Raw genomic sequence first — 14,052 nt, forward strand, 5'->3', positions numbered from 1 at the left:
CCATCTGAGCATTTGGCTTGGATTTCTCACATCGGCGACATCCGTCAACGGGCAACACCGCCCACAACGCCCCGAGCATCGGGATCCGCGTTGTGGGATTTTTTGCGTTTGGAATTCCCATGCGAAGCACTGTCAGGATCGGCATACTCTATTCCACCACGGGCCCCTATGGAGCCATGGGGCGGGATGCCATGGCGGGCGCGGAATTTGCCTTTCACGAATATGCAAAGGCCGGCGGCACTGGCGTAGAACCGGTCTTCTTCGACCCGCATGCCGATCTGTCTGCCTATCTGGACGGTGCACGCCGCATGATCCGCGAAAACGGCTGCCGCCAGATCGTCGGGACCATCACCTCGGCTGCCCGCAAGGAAGTCTTGCCGCTCGTGGAAAAGCATGACGGCCTGCTCTGGTACATGTGCCCCTATGAGGGCTTCGAGGCCAATGAGAACACCATCTATATCGGCGGCTGCCCGAACCAGCACCTGATCCCCCTGTTTGAGCACCTGATCCCCCGTTATGGCGCCCGGCCTTATCTGGTCGGGGCCAATTATGTCTGGGGCTGGGAAATGAACCGGCTGGCACGCGAACTGATTTCCAATGCCGGGGGCACCGTTCTGGGTGAACGTTACCTTCCATTCGAGGAGACAGCGGTAGATCGCCTGATTGCCGATATCGAAGAGAAAAAACCAAGCTTCGTGCTCAACAATCTCATAGGTCCTGCAAGCTATGCCTTTCTGGAAGCCATGCGAGCGCTCGGGGAGCGAAATCCCGCCTTCCTGCCCGGCAATTGCCCGGTGGCAAGTTGCGACCTGCAGGAATCGGAACTCGACGAAGTGGCCGATGGCGCAGCAACAGGCCAGCTCTGCGCAGCCTCGTATTTCGACACGCTGGAAAGCCCTGAAAACCGCAATTTCAAGCAACGCCTCGCCGCATTTCGCCCCGGCATCACTCGCGTCTCCAGCATGTTTGCGAGCGCCTATACCGCGGTCACCATGTGCATCGGCGCGCTCGAGGCAAGCGGCAATGACGATCCGGCGGACGTGCGCCGGCAGGTTCTGTCGCGATCATGGCCGGGCCTGTTCGGCGACATGGTGGTCGATCCCGACACCAATCATGCAGCCCTGCCCTTCCTGCTGGGGCGTATCAACGCCGAACGCGGCTTTGACGTTATCGCCTCGCGCCCGCCGCTTGCAGCCGATCCCTATCTGACCGGTATCGGCAACAGAAGCGAGCCATGGCTAAGGGTGGTCTCATGATATCCAAGACACCCAACTTTACCGGATGGCGCGCTGTGATCCTGGCGCAGGAAGACGGCAATACCGAACGCTTGCGGCGTCAGTTGACCCTGCTTGGCGTCGCCTCGTCACTGCAATGGCTGCCCCTTGCCGAAACTGATCTGCCCGATCTCGTCATCGTCGATGCCGACCGGGGCTGGGACGAGCTTCTGCCCTGGCCGGAGCGCAAGCCCGCTCGACCTGTCTCGGCACTGCTGGGCTCTGAAGCGCCCGGACGTCTCGCCTGGGCCATTGGCTGCGGGGCAAGCTCCATCATTCCAAAGCCGGTCTCGGCCGCGACCATCTATCCGGCACTCGTTCTCGCCGTCACGTCCCATGGACAGCGCATGGAAGAGGAGGCCCGCATTGCAAGGCTGGAAGAGCGGCTGCGGCTGCGGCCCGTCGTCTATGCAGCGATTAACCGTCTGAAGAGTGAGCGCCAACTCGACGACGAACAGGCCTATGCCGCCCTCCGGGATAACGCCATGCAGCGTCGCATGCCGATTGAACAACTCGCCGCCCTCTTCATCGGTGGCTCGGAACCCTTGAGGGAAGTCAGCTGATGCGTGTGCTCAGAGAAATCGCCCGCCAACCGGCCGCTTTGTTCGGCTTTGCCATCGTGCTCATCGTTCTGATCGCGGCAATCGGGGCACCGCTGTTCGCCCCCTACAATCCCGACGCACAGATGTTCGACGGGTTGACGCTGGAAGGCGCTCCCATTCCGCCGAGCGACCAGTTTCTGCTGGGCACCGACACGCTTGGCCGTGATCTGTTGTCGCGTCTGCTGTTCGGCGCCAGAACCTCGCTGATCATCGGCCTCGTTGCCAATGGCATTGCCGTGGCAATAGGCCTATTTGTCGGCATCACCGCCGGCTACATGCGCGGCTGGGCCGGCAATCTGATGATGCGCTTCACCGATCTGATGATGGCCTTCCCCGCCCTGCTGCTCGCGATCGTTCTGGCAGCTCTGCTGAAACCCAGCCTGTGGATCGTTGCCATGGTCATCGCGCTGGTCAACTGGGTTCAGGTTGCGCGCATCGTCTATACCGAGACCCGTGGGCTGGTGGCACGCGACTTCATCCTCGCCGAGCGCTCGCTGGGTGCCGGACATGCCCGCATCCTGTTTCTCCATATCCTGCCGCATCTGGTGCCAACCGCGATTGTCTGGGGCACGCTCGGCATTGCCACCACGGTTCTGCTCGAAGCAACGCTGTCCTTCCTCGGCGTCGGCGTCCAGCCGCCCGATCCATCATGGGGCAATATCATCTTCGAAAGTCAGAGTTATTTCACCGTTGCGCCTTGGCTGGTCTTCTTCCCCGGCGTCCTGATCCTTCTGACAGCACTCGCCTTCAACCTGGTCGGTGACGCCCTTCGCGACATCCTTGACCCGACCCAGCGAGGCAGAGGCTGATGATATCCGTTCTCGCAAAGCGTCTGGTTCAAGCAACCCTCATCCTGTTTGGCGTCGCCGCTGTCACCTTCGTGCTGCTCTATGCCCTGCCGGCCGATCCGGCGCGCATGATTGCCGGGCGCAGCGCCACAGCGCAGACGGTTGCCAATATCCGCCATGAACTTGGCCTCGACCAACCGCTGTTCCTGCAGTTCTTCCATTATGTCAGTGGTCTGGTTCAGGGCGATCTCGGTCGCTCCTATGCCCAGAAGACTGAAGTTTCGACCTTGATTGCCGCACGGCTCCCCGCCACCCTGACATTGATGGCTGCAGGCATATTTCTGGAAGTGGTCTTCGGCATCCTTCTTGGCTCTATTGCGGCCCTGAACCGCGGCGGCCTCGTCGACCGCACCGTCATGATGTCGGCCTTTGTCGGCGTGTCAGCGCCGCAATTCGTGGTCGCCCTTCTGCTGCTCTATGTCTTTGCCGCCATGCTCGGCTGGTTCCCGATGTCCGGCTATGGAACGCCGGCCCATGTGGTGCTTCCGGCCTGCACATTGGCGCTCCTGGGTGCCGGTTGGTACGCCCGCATCGTGCGCTCGGCCATGATCGACGTGCTGAACCAGGATTATGTCCGCACTGCCCGCGCCAAGGGCCTGTCGGCTACCCGCGTGATCCTGCGCCATGTGCTGCCCAATGCCATGCTGCCCGTCATTGCCATGATCGGCATCGATATCGGCCAGTTCATGGGCGGTGTGGTTGTGGTTGAAGCCGTCTACGGCTGGCCGGGCATCGGCCAACTCGCCTGGCAGGCAATCCAGCAGGTCGACATTCCCATCATCATGGGCGTCACGCTCACTTCCGCCCTTGCCATCATCATCGGCAACCTTCTCGCCGATCTCATTGCGCCGGCCATAGACCCGCGTATCCGTTCCAACTGAAGCCCAAACGATAAAAGGGGAACTGCTTATGTTTAGACGTTTGCTTCTCAACTCCACGACGGCGGCGCTCTTTGCGCTGACACCGCTTACGGTCAACGCCCAGGACACGCCAAGTCAAGGCGGCGACATCGTCGTCACCTACAAGGACGACATTACCACGCTCGATCCGGCCATCGGTTACGACTGGGTCAACTGGTCCATGATCAAGAGCCTTTTCTCACGTCTCGTCGACTATGAGCCCGGCACCGCAAACATCGTGCCGTCGCTGGCCGAGAGCTTTGAAGTCGCACCTGATGGCCTCACCTATACCTTCAAGCTGCGCAAGGGCGTGAAATTCTCCAACGGTCGCGATGTTGTCGCCTCCGATGTGAAATACTCGCTGGAACGCGCCGTCAATCCGAAGACACAAGGCCCGGGCGCCGGCTTCTTCGGTGCGATTGCGGGTTTTGACGAGATGACGGCTGGGACAGCGGACACCATGTCCGGCATCGAAACGCCGGATGATGGTACGGTCATCTTCCACCTCACCCGTCCTGACGCCACCTTCCTACATGTACTGGCGATCAACTTTGCCTCGGTCGTGCCAAAGGAAGCCGTCGAAGCGGCCAATGGCGATTTCGGCAAACATCCCGTCGGCTCCGGAACCTTCATTCTGAAAGACTGGACCATTGGCCAGAAGCTGGTGTTCGACAAGAACCCGGACTACTACGTCAAGGATATCCCGCATATCGACAAGGTGACGGTTGAAGTGGGCCAGGAGCCACTGGTCGCCCTGCTTCGGCTGCAAAAGGGTGAAGTCGATATCGCAGGCGACGGCATTCCGCCGGCAAAGTTCCTCGAAATCAAGAACTCGCCTGAAGGCGCCGACATGATTGTCGACGGCGAACAACTCCACACCGGCTACATCACCCTCAACACCAAGGTGAAGCCGTTCGACGACGTCAAGGTGCGCCAGGCCATCAACATGGCTGTCAACAAGGAGCGTATCGTGCGCATCCTGAACGGTCGCGCAACGCCTGCCAACCAGCCGCTTCCGCCGCTGATGCCGGGCTATGACAAAGACTACAAGGGCTATCCATTCGACGTGGAAAAGGCCAAGGCCCTGCTCACCGAAGCCGGTTATCCGGATGGCTTCGAGACCGTGCTCTTCTCCACCAATACCGATCCGCAGCCCCGCATTGCCCAGGCCATCCAGCAGGATCTGGCAGCCATTGGCGTCAAGGCTGAAGTTCGCGCTTTGGCGCAGGGCAATGTCATTGCCGCCGGCGGCACCGAAGGCGAAGCCCCGATGATCTGGTCGGGCGGCATGGCCTGGATCGCAGACTTCCCGGATCCATCCAACTTCTACGGCCCGATCCTCGGTTGCGCAGGCGCAGTTCAGGGCGGCTGGAACTGGTCGTGGTATTGCAACGAGGCACTCGACAAGCGCGCCATCGCTGCAGACGCGATGTCGGATCCGGCACAGACCGCAGAACGCCAGGCTGTCTGGGGCAAGATCTTCACCGACATCATGGATGACGCGCCCTGGGTACCGGTCATCAACGAACGTCGCGTGGTGGCAAAATCGCTGCGCATGGGCGGTCCCGACAACATCTACATCGACCCTACCCGCGTCATCAATTACGATGCGATCTACGTAAAGCAATAACAGCACAACAGCGAAATTGCCTCTCAAACGCCCCTCTCCCCATTCGGGGAGAGGGTTCAAGGCGAAAGGGGCAGTCGCCTATTTCTAGGGAGCTTCAACAATGTGCGTCGCATGCAACCACACCATCCATAGCGCTCAACATAATTTCGGCTGGAACAAGGATTTCCCGCCATCCCTGACAGCAAAGCCGGGCGAAACCATTCTGTTTGAGTGCCTGGATTCCTCGGGCGGCCAGATCGGCCCCGATGCGACGCTCGACACACTCGCCAATCTCGATTTCGGTAAGATCAACCCGGTCTCCGGCCCCGTCTATGTCGAGGGCGCTGAACCCGGTGATGCGCTGAAAGTCACCATCAACAAGTTCCACCCGTGCGGCTACGGCTGGACCGCCAATATTCCGGGCTTTGGCCTGCTGGCAGATCAGTTCGCCGATCCCGCGCTGCATGTATGGACCTACGATACCCAGACCATGGCGCCCGCAGCCTATGGTCCAGGTGGCAAGGTACCGCTGAAGCCCTTCACCGGCACTATCGGTGTCGCCCCTGCAGAGCCCGGCCTCCATTCGGTCGTGCCGCCACGTCGCGTCGGCGGCAATATGGATATCCGCGACCTCTCGGCCGGCGTCACGCTTTACCTGCCCGTGGAATGCAAGGGCGCACTGTTCTCTGTTGGCGATACCCACGCGGCCCAGGGCGATGGCGAGGTCTGCGGAACCGCGATCGAAAGCCAGATGAATGTCGAGCTGACGCTCGATCTGGTCAAGGGTGCCAACCTGAAGAGCCCACGCTTCACGGTAACCGAGCCTGTCACCCGCCACCTCGATGGCGCCGGTTACGAAGTCACCACCGGCATCGGACCCGATCTGATGACAGGGGCTCGCGAAGCCCTCATGCGGATGATCGACTTGCTGGGCAGTGAGCACGGCATGAGCGCCGTCGACGCCTATCTCCTGTGCTCGGTCTGCGGTGATCTGAGGATCAGCGAAATCGTCGACGCCCCCAACTGGGTCGTTTCCTTCTACTTCCCGAGGATCGTCCTTTCGTGACACAGCAACAAAAAGGCACAGCGCCGGTTCTTTCGGTCCGCAATCTCTCGGTCGACGCCCGCACACCGACCGGTCTGAAGCGCATTCTCGACGGTGTGAGCTTTACGCTCAACGCCGGCGAGACTTTGTGCCTTGCGGGCGAATCCGGCTCCGGTAAATCGGTAACCTCTCTTGCCACCATGGGACTTTTGCCAAAGGCATCGCTGCGTGTCGCCTCAGGCGAAATCCGCCTTGGCGAGCGCAATTTGCTCGGTCTTTCAGAACGGGCCATGCGCCGGATAAGGGGTGGCGAGATCGCCATGATCTTCCAGGAGCCTATGACCTCGCTCAATCCGGTCATGACCATCGGCGCGCAGTTGACCGAGGCCATCCGCGAACATCGCGACGATCTGACGCAAAGCCCGGAAATCGTGGCGAAACAGATGCTCGATGCCGTGCATATGACGCAGGCAGCCCACCGCCTCACGCAATTTCCCCATGAACTCTCCGGTGGCATGCGCCAGCGCGTAATGATCGCCATGGCACTGTCGTGCCAGCCAAAGGTGCTGATCGCCGACGAGCCAACGACAGCGCTGGACGTGACAGTCCAGGCCCAGATCCTTACCCTGATGCGCGAACTACGCCAGGAATTCGACACCTCCATCCTGATGATCACCCACGACATGGGCGTCGTGGCCGAGATGGCCGATCGTGTCGCCATCATGCAGAATGGCCGCATCGTCGAACAGGGCGATGTTATCGACATCTTCGAGACACCGGCCGAACCCTATACGCGGGAACTGCTCGCTGCGGTCCCGCATCTGGGGGCACTCGCCGGAACCGACGGTCCCCCGCGCGTCACCGAGGCCGCTCGTCTCCCGGCCCAGCCGCAACCGATCCTCGAGGTGGCCGAGCTAAGCGTCACCTATGGCGCAAAAAGCGGCTGGTTGGGTCGTGGCACCGCCCCACCGCCCACCGTCAGCAATATCAACTTTTCCTTGGAGGCTGGCGAGACGCTGGGGCTGGTTGGTGAAAGCGGCTCGGGCAAATCGACCACCGGCAAGGCCGTGCTCGGCCTCATTCCCTTTGACGGCAGTGTTCGCATTGCCGGACGCGAGGTATTTCAGTCGTCCCCGTCGATCATGTTGCCGATCCGTCGTGCGGCACAAATGATCTTTCAGGATCCCTACGCCTCGCTCGACCCGCGCATGAATGTGGGATCGGCGGTCGCCGAGCCGCTGGTGATCCACAATATCGGCAATGCTTCCGAGCGCCGCGACCGCGTTGCCGCTCTCCTCAAACGCGTCGGGCTGACACCCGATGCGGCCGGACGCTACCCGCACGAATTCTCCGGCGGGCAACGGCAACGGATTTGCATCGCCCGCGCGCTGGCCCTGGAGCCCAAGCTGATCGTTGCCGACGAAAGCGTTGCAGCGCTGGACGTCTCGGTGCGTGGCCGTGTGCTCGACCTGATGCTGGAACTGCAAGAGCAGATGGGTCTCGCCTATCTGTTCATTTCCCACGACATGGCCGTGATCGAAAAGATGGCACACCACGTGGCCGTCATGCGCGGCGGCCAGATCGTCGAAATGGGCACACGCCGGCAGGTGTTCGAGAACCCCGGCAACGACTATACGCAAGCCCTCATGTCGGCGGTCCCCATCCCCGAACCGCGTCGCTATCGCGACAGCAAGAGGGCCGAAAGGGAGATCGGGATGATGCGTTCCAGCTGAGCCCTTGGCCATTTCCTTCAGCGCCCCCCTGACTTATTGTCCCTCCCGACAAGGTCGTTCCGGCAAGTGAGTGGGCAAGGTGTGCCCAAGGCCCTTTGGCACGCATGTTGGAATGGAAGAGGAAGACTGAAATGCCCAGATTCGCCGCCAATCTCTCGATGATGTTTACCGAGGTGCCATTTCTAGATCGCTTTCGTGCCGCAGCCGAGTGTGGCTTTAAGGCAGTCGAATTTCTCTTCCCCTATGATCATCCTGCCGAAACCATTGCCGCGCGACTGGCCGATGCCGGCCTCAAACAGGCACTCTTCAACATGCCGCCCGGCGATTGGGCAGCCGGTGAGCGCGGACTGGCATCCCTTCCTGGACGGGAAGCCGACTTCACCGAAGCGCTCGCCATGGCAATCGCTTACGGCAAGGTTCTTGGAACACCGTTTCTGCACATGATGGCGGGCATTGCGCCATCTGACGATGCCGCGGCGATTGCCTGCTACCGCGAAAACCTCAAGCGTGCTGCAGAGCGTACCGGAGAGGCCGGCATCGGCCTGGTGATCGAGCCGATCAATGGCCGCGACATGCCGGGCTATTTCCTCAACGACTTCGACCAGGCAATTGGTTTCGTCATCGAGGCCGACGCGCCGCATGTGAAGTTGCAATTTGATGTCTATCACCGCCAGATTTTGCATGGCGACGTGATCGTCGCGCTTCGCCGCATGGCACCCCATATCGGCCACATCCAGATTGCCTCTGTTCCCGAGCGCAACGAGCCCATGAGCGGAGAGCTGAACGACCGCCACATCTTCGCCGAGATCGACGCGTTAGGCTATCAGGGTTATGTCGGGTGCGAATACCGTCCGGCCGGCTCAACTGCGGACGGACTGGGCTGGCTGAAAGAGGTTTGATTGTCTCTCGCCGGAGATCTCGTTAACCTGTCCAAGCGTCTCGGCTTGCGCAGAGGCTAATTCAGCCCTCATGCTGTCATGGCCGATCGCCGCTGGACAATCCTTCACGCATGCCGAATAGTCGATCCGATCGCAAGCAGCGAGAGCACTTGCATGGGACCCAGCGACGATTTTCAGACGACAACGACAGCCGTTGCCGTTATCACAGCCAGGGTCTAGCAATTGAAGGGTCAAGCGTGCCATCAAATCGACAGGAGCCCGTTTCGGGAGAGCTCTTCGATCTATCCGATCTCGGCTGGCGTTCGTTTTTCATGCAGCAACTCGAAGCGGACGAATTGCCGCTTTTCGAGATTTGCAGGGTCACCGCAGTCCATCGCTCGGTCCTGCATGTTCTGGGCGTCGACATAGACCGGACTGTTGCTCATTTTTCAGCAGGCGATGGCGATGCCGCAGGCTTTGCAACGGTCGGCGACTGGCTTCTGCTGGATCCCGGCACCTGTCAGCCCCTGCGCCTGTTGCGCAGATCGAGCCTCATCAAGCGCCGCGCGCCGGGAAAGAGGCGCGGCCTGCAATTGATCGCCGCCAATATCGACACACTCTTCATCGTGACCTCCTGCAACCAGGATTTCAACATTGCCCGCCTCGAACGCTATCTGACGCTGGCAAGAGAAGCCGACGTTACCCCCGTCGTCGTCGTCACCAAGTCAGACCTCGTGGACGACGCCGAAACATTTCGCCAGTCGGCGGCCGAGCTCTTTCAAGGACTTGAAGTCATCCTTGTCGACGCACGAAAGCCCGATCAGGTGGCAACACTCCATCCATGGTGCGGCAGGGGGCAGACGGTGGCGTTTGTCGGCTCATCCGGCGTCGGCAAGTCGACCCTGATCAACACCCTGACCGGAGCGGACGCGATCTCGACCCAGGCCATCCGAGAGGATGACGCAAAGGGCCGGCACACCACATCATCGAGGCAACTGCACAGGCTCGAAAGCGGTGGCTGGCTGATCGACACGCCCGGCATGCGCGAATTGCAACTGGCGGACGTTCAGCAAGGTATCGAGGAGGTGTTCACCGACATCACCGAGCTGACCGAATCCTGCCGCTTTCGCGATTGTCGTCACGAAAGCGAACCCGGCTGTGCCGTGCGCGCGGCAACCGAGCGCGGTGAGATCGATCAAAGCCGGCTTGAGCGCTGGAAAAAGCTTCTGGTTGAGGACGCGCTCAACACAAAAAGCCTGGGCGAACGCCGAGGAAGAGACCGTGCGACCGGAAAAACGCCAAAGGCCGAGAAAAAGAATCAGCGTAGGTAGGATAACCCACTGATTCAACGGTGAAGTCGGCAGACAAAAATGGTGGGCCTGGAGAGACTCGAACTCCCAACCAAGCGGTTATGAGCCGCCGGCTCTAACCATTGAGCTACAGGCCCTGCCCGGCTTCATTTGCCAGAGCGCGGGCAATGGCACCCGCTTGGGCAATCGCTTAGCCCATTTCGTTCGGCACGACAAGCCGTTGCCGTATTCGCTTCACAATCATAGGCTTCACATGCCTCTTAATGGCCGTCATAACGGGGCCAGTCTGATTGAAGGAAGCATAAAATGTCGAGCGTTAAGCCCACCCTCGCGAGCCTGGCCGTCATGCTGGCCACTGTTCCAGCTCTGCCAGGCATCGCCTTTGCGGATCAGGAAAAGCCACGCGAAGCGGTCATCATGGTTTCCGGCGAAGGCGAATCAGCCATTGCGCCCGATATGGCGATTCTCTCGCTGGCAGTCGTGCGCGAAGCCGAAACCGCGGCCGATGCGATGAAAGAAAGCAACACAGCGATGACGGCCGTTCTGGATGCCCTGAAGGGCGAAGGCATCGCCGACAAGGATATCCAGACCTCCGATTTCTCGGTCAATCCGCGCTACACCCAGGAAAAGAACAGTGACGGCGGCTACCAGTCGCCGAAGATCGATGGATATCAGGTGAGCAACCGCCTGACCGTCAAGGTACGCGACCTGAAGAAACTCGGCGCTATCCTCGACAAGTCCGTCACGCTGGGCGTCAACGAGAGCGGCAATGTGCAATTCACCAATGACGACCCGAAGGAGGCCGTGACGGCGGCCCGCAAACAGGCTGTCGATGAGGCAATTGCCAAGGCGCGGGCACTGACGGAAGCTGCCGGCGTCAAGCTGGGCCGTATCGTCGAAATGAGCGAGAATTTCGCCCGGCCCATGCCGCAGCCGGCCTATCGCATGGCGATGGCGAAGGAAGCCTCCGATGCCGTGCCGATTGCCGGCGGTGAAAACAGCTATTCGGTCACCGTCAACATCACCTACGCCATCGACCAATAACAAAAAAAGGCGCCACCGTGCCAACCCGCTCTGGGCGGAGAGACACAGTGGCGCCAGCCATCCGGTAATCAGGGACGAGGTCCGGACGGCCTGAAACCGTTGCTTAGCGACGGATCAGCGGGCAGCCTGGAACATTGGCAAAGACCATCCGGTCATGGCGGTGGTGGCGATAGCCGGATACCACGACATGGCGAGGAGAAACACGCTGGATATGGGCGCGGTGCAGACCGTTCCAGCGCGCCTTCTTCACGGCATGACGGGGTGCGCAGGCGGCAAACTGGCGGGAATGATGACGATTGTGGCTGTTATGGCCTTTGTTGTGGCCGCGTTCGCCGAACTGGATGGTGAAGCCCGCTCCTGACCCATGGCCATAGCCTCCAGCCGATGCTGTCGATACGGTTGCGGTGAGCGATGCAATGGCGATCAAAGCGGCAGCACCTGCCTTTGCGATCATATTGGTCATGGTCTTCTCCTCTTGATCCTGTGGGCCGGGATGGCAATCTCGCTGTCGTCTGAGCGATTGAGAAGAAGATATGACCTGCCGCCTGAATGCAGTCCGAACCTGCCGTTCAGTTTCCATTCATTCGATCAAGAACCTGAAATCGTTTATTGTATCTGCTGTTCTAACGTCTTCTGCCAATCAGGATCCAAGATGCAGAATGACCTCGCGCCGGTGCGGACGGTCGCGATGCTCGAACAGATAGAGCCCCTGCCAGGTTCCCAGCATCAGCCGGCCGCGATGGACCGGCACCGATAGCGACACCTGTGTGAGCGCCGATTTTATATGCGCCGGCATATCGTCTTCGCCTTCCATCGTATGGACCACCCATTTCATCGACGGGTCGGAAGACGGCGGGACCAGTCTTCGAAAAAATTCTTTCAGATCGCGTTTGACGTCAGGATCGGCATTTTCCTGAATGAGCAGCGACGCCGAGGTATGGCGCACGAACAGGCTGAGCAGGCCCTCTTCCGGCGAATTCTGCCGGACGAAGTCCTGTGCCTTGTCGGTGAACTCGTAGAGGCCCTGCCCGCGCGTCTCGATGGTTAAAACAGTCTGCGGCATCAAGCGTCTCCTGAGATTGTGGCAGAAGGGAAAATCGCCCGCGATCGCTGTCCGGTCAAGGAAGCCCCGACACCGGATAGCTCATGCGAAGTGAGGGACGAGGTGCTGGATAGGCGATGGCTTGCCATAGAAAAACCCCTGGTGCCTGCGACAACCGGCACTCAGAAGCCAGTCGGCCTGCGCACGCGTCTCTATGCCCTCGGCAATCACCTCGAGATCGAGGCCGCGCGCCATGATGAGCACAGCATAGATGATTTCCTGATCCACACGCTCATGATCGATATCGACGATCAGGCTGCGATCCAGCTTCAACCAGTCGATCGGCAAGCGACGCAACGCCGCGATATTCGAATAACCGGTTCCGAAATCATCAAGCGCAATCCTGATCCCTTGCTGGGAAATCCGCGACAATTCCCTGAGCGACGCCGCAACATCGGCAAAGACCAGTTCCTCGGTAATTTCCAGGGCGAGCGCCCTGGGCGGAAAGCCAATCTCTTTCAGAAGATCCCTGATCGTGGTGGACATTTCATTCCACCGGAACTGGCTCGGCGACACATTGACCGAGAGATAGTCCAGCTGGCCTGAAACGACATGGGGCAGAGCCGCCTGACACGATTGTCGGGTGATCGACTGAAACAGCGCATCCATCAGCTTGCGCTCTTCGGCGAGCGGGATGAACTGATGCGGCGACAACAGCCCACGCTCGGGATGCTCCCACCGCGCCAGGGCTTCAAGCCCCTTGATGCGTCCCGTCGAAGCATCCACGATGGGTTGAAACCAGGGAATGATCTGGCCACCTGAAATCGCCTCCGCGAGTTCCGTACCCAGACGCATTTTCTCCTCAACCTCGTCCCGCAACACCGCGTTGAACGCTGTCGTTGAACGTCGGCCGCTTCTCTTGGAGGCAGTCAGCGCCATATCGCTGTATCGTTGCAGGTCGCCAGCGGTCTGCGCATCCTGTGGCAAGACGGCGAACCCCACCGAACAGGAGAGCTCGATGTCGCGCCCCTGATCGCCAAACGGCACGGCAAAGGCTGTGGACACACGACTGGCGTCTGCCTCGAGCGCAAGATGGTCACCGGTCACTTTCGCGATCACCGCGAATTCATCGCCCCCCAGTCTCGAGATCAGCGCATCCGGCCAGATGTCGCACAACCGCTGGGCCACCAGTTTCAGAATATCATCTGCTGCCTCATGGCCAAGACCGTCGTTGAGATGTTTGAAATGATCGATGTCGATGAGAAAAAGTGCAAGCTGGCTACCCTCTGCCACTGCTTTGGCACAGGCGTCCGCCAGAAATTCATTGTAAAAACGACGGTTTGCCAGACCTGTCAGTTGGTCTTCACGGGCCAGCAAAACGGCGCGCTCGCGCTCCAGTGCCAGTTCGCCCGTGCGTTCTTTCACCCGCGTCTCAAGATCTTCAGCAAGACGCAACAGCGACTGGTTAGTGAGCGATAACGCCTTCGATTTTTCCGCCAGCAATTGTTCGGCGTGACGACGTGCGGCCCGTTCCTTTTCCAATAACTGCTCGAGCCGGGCAATCCGCTGTTGAACCGCTTCTACGCTATCGTCATTCGTCCTGGATGCCATCAAACCCCACCTGTATCCGGTATCGCTGCTTTCGGCTCACTGATCCACAACGCTACCAATATCAAGCCAATCATATACTCCCCCAACATAGCGGGTACCGGTCGGCACAAACCGATATAGCGAAACAAGAATATAAATTAGCATACTTTTATTTTAA

13 protein-coding genes and 1 tRNA gene are annotated in these 14,052 nt (G+C 59.9%); 10 read left to right on the top strand and 4 right to left on the bottom strand.

Translation table 11 applies throughout. The annotated features are described in order from the left end of the window. Window positions 1–119 precede the first annotated feature (119 nt). The 9 genes from ACQQ2Q_RS11680 (at window position 120) to rsgA (ending at window position 10,219) form a co-directional block, all read left to right on the top strand. Window positions 120–1,256 carry a transporter substrate-binding protein gene (locus tag ACQQ2Q_RS11680; RefSeq protein ID WP_428187237.1) on the top strand — a complete coding sequence of 379 codons (1,137 nt, stop codon included), beginning with the start codon at window positions 120–122 and terminating at the stop codon, window positions 1,254–1,256. Next, window positions 1,253–1,837 carry an ANTAR domain-containing response regulator gene (locus ACQQ2Q_RS11685; RefSeq protein WP_428187238.1) on the top strand — a complete coding sequence of 195 codons (585 nt, stop codon included), beginning with the start codon at window positions 1,253–1,255 and terminating at the stop codon, window positions 1,835–1,837. The genes ACQQ2Q_RS11680 and ACQQ2Q_RS11685 overlap by 4 nt, the downstream gene beginning before the upstream one ends. Continuing rightward, entirely contained in the window at window positions 1,837–2,685 is an 849-nt protein-coding gene (locus ACQQ2Q_RS11690) for an ABC transporter permease (RefSeq protein ID WP_428187239.1), read from the top strand. Before ACQQ2Q_RS11685 ends, ACQQ2Q_RS11690 begins: the two co-directional genes overlap by 1 nt. Then, window positions 2,685–3,605 carry an ABC transporter permease gene (locus tag ACQQ2Q_RS11695; RefSeq protein WP_428187240.1) on the top strand — a complete coding sequence of 307 codons (921 nt, stop codon included), beginning with the start codon at window positions 2,685–2,687 and terminating at the stop codon, window positions 3,603–3,605. Before ACQQ2Q_RS11690 ends, ACQQ2Q_RS11695 begins: the two co-directional genes overlap by 1 nt. Before the next feature lie 28 nt (window positions 3,606–3,633). After that, window positions 3,634–5,253, top strand: coding sequence for an ABC transporter substrate-binding protein (locus ACQQ2Q_RS11700; protein WP_428187241.1), 1,620 nt, complete (start codon window positions 3,634–3,636; stop codon window positions 5,251–5,253). A 100-nt stretch (window positions 5,254–5,353) separates the two neighbouring features. Beyond that, window positions 5,354–6,298 carry an acetamidase/formamidase family protein gene (locus ACQQ2Q_RS11705; RefSeq protein ID WP_428187242.1) on the top strand — a complete coding sequence of 315 codons (945 nt, stop codon included), beginning with the start codon at window positions 5,354–5,356 and terminating at the stop codon, window positions 6,296–6,298. Continuing rightward, window positions 6,295–8,010 carry an ABC transporter ATP-binding protein gene (locus ACQQ2Q_RS11710; protein WP_428187243.1) on the top strand — a complete coding sequence of 572 codons (1,716 nt, stop codon included), beginning with the start codon at window positions 6,295–6,297 and terminating at the stop codon, window positions 8,008–8,010. Before ACQQ2Q_RS11705 ends, ACQQ2Q_RS11710 begins: the two co-directional genes overlap by 4 nt. Window positions 8,011–8,141: 131 nt before the next feature. Continuing rightward, entirely contained in the window at window positions 8,142–8,909 is a 768-nt protein-coding gene (gene otnI / locus ACQQ2Q_RS11715; protein ID WP_428187244.1) for a 2-oxo-tetronate isomerase, read from the top strand. Between the two features lie 311 nt (window positions 8,910–9,220). After that, window positions 9,221–10,219, top strand: coding sequence for a ribosome small subunit-dependent GTPase A (rsgA, locus tag ACQQ2Q_RS11720; protein ID WP_428187502.1), 999 nt, complete (start codon window positions 9,221–9,223; stop codon window positions 10,217–10,219). A gap of 40 nt (window positions 10,220–10,259) precedes the next feature. Here rsgA and ACQQ2Q_RS11725 read toward each other — a convergent pair. After that, window positions 10,260–10,335 (bottom strand) — tRNA-Ile (locus tag ACQQ2Q_RS11725). Window positions 10,336–10,504: 169 nt separating this feature from the next. Between ACQQ2Q_RS11725 and ACQQ2Q_RS11730 the strand changes: the two genes are divergently transcribed. Continuing rightward, a complete protein-coding gene (locus tag ACQQ2Q_RS11730; protein ID WP_428187245.1) occupies window positions 10,505–11,242 on the top strand; it encodes an SIMPL domain-containing protein in 738 nt (245 codons plus the stop codon). A 103-nt stretch (window positions 11,243–11,345) separates the two neighbouring features. Here the strand turns inward: ACQQ2Q_RS11730 and ACQQ2Q_RS11735 are convergent, their stop codons facing one another. The 3 genes from ACQQ2Q_RS11735 to ACQQ2Q_RS11745 form a co-directional block, all read right to left on the bottom strand. Continuing rightward, window positions 11,346–11,705, bottom strand: a complete 360-nt coding sequence (locus ACQQ2Q_RS11735) for a hypothetical protein (protein WP_428187246.1) — start codon at window positions 11,703–11,705, stop codon at window positions 11,346–11,348. Window positions 11,706–11,882: 177 nt separating this feature from the next. Continuing rightward, on the bottom strand, window positions 11,883–12,305 hold the full coding sequence (locus ACQQ2Q_RS11740) for a secondary thiamine-phosphate synthase enzyme YjbQ (protein WP_428187247.1): 423 nt from the start codon (window positions 12,303–12,305) through the stop codon (window positions 11,883–11,885). 81 nt (window positions 12,306–12,386) lie between these two features. Beyond that, window positions 12,387–13,895 carry a putative bifunctional diguanylate cyclase/phosphodiesterase gene (locus ACQQ2Q_RS11745; protein ID WP_428187248.1) on the bottom strand — a complete coding sequence of 503 codons (1,509 nt, stop codon included), beginning with the start codon at window positions 13,893–13,895 and terminating at the stop codon, window positions 12,387–12,389. Window positions 13,896–14,052 lie beyond the last annotated feature (157 nt).

The sequence above is a fragment of the Agrobacterium sp. ES01 genome (assembly GCF_050320885.1).
Classification (GTDB): domain Bacteria; phylum Pseudomonadota; class Alphaproteobacteria; order Rhizobiales; family Rhizobiaceae; genus Allorhizobium.

Bases quoted from the DNA above. Each gene is read 5' to 3' on its own strand.
- ACQQ2Q_RS11680 (WP_428187237.1), top strand. From the start codon at position 120: ATGCGAAGCACTGTCAGGATCGGCATACTCTATTCCACCACGGGCCCC.
- ACQQ2Q_RS11685 (WP_428187238.1), top strand. From the start codon at position 1,253: ATGATATCCAAGACACCCAACTTTACCGGATGGCGCGCTGTGATCCTG.
- ACQQ2Q_RS11690 (WP_428187239.1), top strand. From the start codon at position 1,837: ATGCGTGTGCTCAGAGAAATCGCCCGCCAACCGGCCGCTTTGTTCGGC.
- ACQQ2Q_RS11695 (WP_428187240.1), top strand. From the start codon at position 2,685: ATGATATCCGTTCTCGCAAAGCGTCTGGTTCAAGCAACCCTCATCCTG.
- ACQQ2Q_RS11700 (WP_428187241.1), top strand. From the start codon at position 3,634: ATGTTTAGACGTTTGCTTCTCAACTCCACGACGGCGGCGCTCTTTGCG.
- ACQQ2Q_RS11705 (WP_428187242.1), top strand. From the start codon at position 5,354: ATGTGCGTCGCATGCAACCACACCATCCATAGCGCTCAACATAATTTC.
- otnI (WP_428187244.1), top strand. From the start codon at position 8,142: ATGCCCAGATTCGCCGCCAATCTCTCGATGATGTTTACCGAGGTGCCA.
- rsgA (WP_428187502.1), top strand. From the start codon at position 9,221: ATGCAGCAACTCGAAGCGGACGAATTGCCGCTTTTCGAGATTTGCAGG.
- ACQQ2Q_RS11730 (WP_428187245.1), top strand. From the start codon at position 10,505: ATGTCGAGCGTTAAGCCCACCCTCGCGAGCCTGGCCGTCATGCTGGCC.
- ACQQ2Q_RS11735 (WP_428187246.1), bottom strand. From the start codon at position 11,705: ATGACCAATATGATCGCAAAGGCAGGTGCTGCCGCTTTGATCGCCATT.
- ACQQ2Q_RS11740 (WP_428187247.1), bottom strand. From the start codon at position 12,305: ATGCCGCAGACTGTTTTAACCATCGAGACGCGCGGGCAGGGCCTCTAC.
- ACQQ2Q_RS11745 (WP_428187248.1), bottom strand. From the start codon at position 13,895: ATGGCATCCAGGACGAATGACGATAGCGTAGAAGCGGTTCAACAGCGG.